Origin of the sequence: Arthrobacter sp. Br18 (genome assembly GCF_000520555.1) — a bacterium.
Lineage (GTDB): Bacteria > Actinomycetota > Actinomycetes > Actinomycetales > Micrococcaceae > Arthrobacter_D.
In genome coordinates, this window is sequence record NZ_KI914867.1 from 37311 (window position 1) to 39967 (window position 2657).

A 2657-nucleotide genomic window follows, 5' to 3' on the forward strand; every position below is an offset into this window, starting at 1 on the left:
CGGACCCGCCTTCCGCGTCCGCCGATCCGACCGCAGACACGCCAACTGCTTCCGCCGCACCGGCCGCGGAGGTCCTTTCCGGCGGGACCGTCCCGGAAATCAGCCCGGAACCTACTGCCGCATTGCAGGTGGGAGCGGAGTGAAGGCCGACCTGCTTCTCTCGGGCCTGCCGACCGGCGCCGGTGACGCCGCTGCGGTGACTGGTCCGGGAGCTCTGGAGTCGCTGGCGGGCGAGCTTCAAGACCTGGACATGCCGTTGCAGGAGCTGCTGATTGCATCGAGCGTCGGCTTCAGGGTGCCGGACCAGGTGCCTCCGCTCCTGCACGGCACGGGCGAGACGATCGGGGAGCTGGCCGCGAGGGCGCGGTCCGCCGGATTGTTGCTTCCCAGTGGGCGTCCGGTTCCGGTGGTGGAGAAGCTCGTACGGAAGAATGCCGACCTGCACCAGGTGCGGAGATTCCAGAGATCCCTGGTCGACACTCTCTGCTCGGAGGGCTTGCCGTTGCTGGAGGTCGCCAGGGATTTCGTCCAGGAAGGACTGACGGACCGGCGCGTTGCCCAGGCATTGGAATCAGCTGCACATGCAGCGTTGGCCACTGAACCTGAACTCGCACTGACGCTCTTCAACGAGGCTGTAGCGGCAGGCGCTGATGAGCTTGCCACAGCAGCACCGAGGGCAGAGGCGGCAGCGGCGACGGGTGACCTCGACGGAGCCTGCCGAATCCTCGACGATCTTCTTGCCAGCAACAATTCCCCAGTGGAGCCAGGGATTGATCCCGGCCAGCCCGGGGAGGCTCCTGATCTTGAGCGGGCAGTGCATGTTGCGGCGGCCGTCTGGGCGCAGCGCGGCATGATGTCGCGGGCGGCTGACGTCTACCGGTGGTTCGGCCCGGCGTCCGGGACCTTTTCCGCGCTGGCCGCAGTCGCGCTCACGGCCGCCGGCGACTCAACGGGAGCAAGAAACCTGCTCAGCACACAGGGTCCCGGCGGTTCCCCCACCCTCTGCTCGGTTGCGGCGTCGCTGATGGGCGAGGGAGCAATGCACTCCCTTGAGACGCCGCCAAGCCGGGCCGTGCCCACTCTCATCCGTGCCTCGGATACCCTGACAGCCTCCGGTCGTTCCCTTCCCGCGCCGGAAGGGCCGGCGTCGTTCGCCGCTATCGTGGCCCTTTCCGCTGGAGAGCCGGACACGGCGAGCTCTGTGCTTGCCGCGGCGCTCGAGGGAGGCCAGGGCGGCCAGGCGCAGCGGCCGCGCCTGCTGCTGCTTTCGGCGTGGGCCGCCATGGTGCAGGATCGGCCGCCTGTCGCATGGGAAGCGATCCTTGAAGCGCGTGGCGCGGTGGCGAGCCTGGTGCCGCGGGACGAGTTACTCGCGCAGGCGCTTGAGGTGGGTCTTGCGCGGCGCACCGGGGACACCACCGGCATGATCGATGCATGGCAGCGGGCCAGCGAAGCCGTCCTCCACGTCTCGATCGATTTGTTCAGCCTCCTTCCGCTGGGGGAGCTGATGATCGCGGCGGCGCGGCTTCGGGACTCGCATAAACTCGAACCCCATGTGGCGGAAGCGTGGGCGTTGCTCGCGAGGCTGGGAGATCCGCCGTTGTGGGCAGTTCCCCTCCACTGGTCTGCTATCCACGCTGCGCTCCTGCTGGAGCGGCCGGCAGATTTAGCCCCGCATGCCTCCGCGCTGGTGCGCGCCTCCGGGCAGTACCCCCTGGCGGCTGTCCTTGCGGCCGCCGGTCGTACCTGGGTGTCGGTGCTCGCTGGAAAGTTCGACACCGATGCGGTGGAGTCGGCTGCCCGGGCCCTGGCGGCAGCGGGGCTTCCGTGGGATGGTGCGCGGCTGGCCGGCCACGCTTCAGCCCGTGCACAGGACCGCAAGGACATGGCGCGATTGCTTGCCTGCGCCCGTGATCTCCGTCCGGACCAGACGCGGGCCGATGCGAGCACACCGGAGCCGGGGACTGCCGCTGGTCGTGGCATCCGAGAGGAATCGCGGGAAGCAGGTCGTCGGTCGCCGGCGAGTAAGACGCCAAAAGGCTCAACCCACGCGCCTCGACCTCTTAACGAGTCGGAACTCAGCGGCCGGGAACGCGAGATTGCACAGCTTGTGCTCGAAGGCCGCACCTACCGTGAAATCAGTGCAGCGATTTTCATCTCGCCACGCACTGTCGAGCACCACATCGCGAGGATCCGTCGCCGCCTCGGGGTCGCAAACCGCTCGGATCTGCTGGCTCGATTGCGCCTGATTCTCGGCGGATCGATGCGGGACAACCCCCTGATCCCCTAATGCCCGCGGCGGTGAACCCCTAAGCAGGGGAGTTCGGTTAGGGGTACCCGCCCCGATGCCCCACTGGACCTCCGGAACCTAATTTTGAACCAAGCCCGGTATTTCGGCCAGGCGGACCAGACGCAGTACCACCGATGTAAAGGAACTTCTGATGACCACTCTTGCCACATCGCTTCTCGATTTCCTCATGAACCTTTTCAAGGACGAGGAGGCAGCAGCCGCGTTCAAGGAAGATCCCGAAGCTGCTCTCGCCGAGGCCGGCCTCGGCGACGTTGGAACGGACGACGTCGACGCCGTCCTGCCTGTTGTCCAGGACTACGCGCCCATGAAGCACAAGGACGAGAAGGACGACGACCACGGTAAGGGT

The 2657-nt window shown here is 67.1% G+C and carries 2 protein-coding genes; both read left to right on the top strand.

The features are described 5' to 3' along the window. The first annotated feature begins 139 nt into the window (after positions 1–139). Positions 140–2290 carry a LuxR C-terminal-related transcriptional regulator gene (locus Y704_RS23465; RefSeq protein WP_253904293.1) on the top strand — a complete coding sequence of 717 codons (2151 nt, stop codon included), beginning with the start codon at positions 140–142 and terminating at the stop codon, positions 2288–2290. Between the two features lie 151 nt (positions 2291–2441). After that, positions 2442–2657: IniB N-terminal domain-containing protein (locus Y704_RS0110580; protein ID WP_026550098.1), on the top strand; the 216-nt coding region annotated here is incomplete at its 3' end.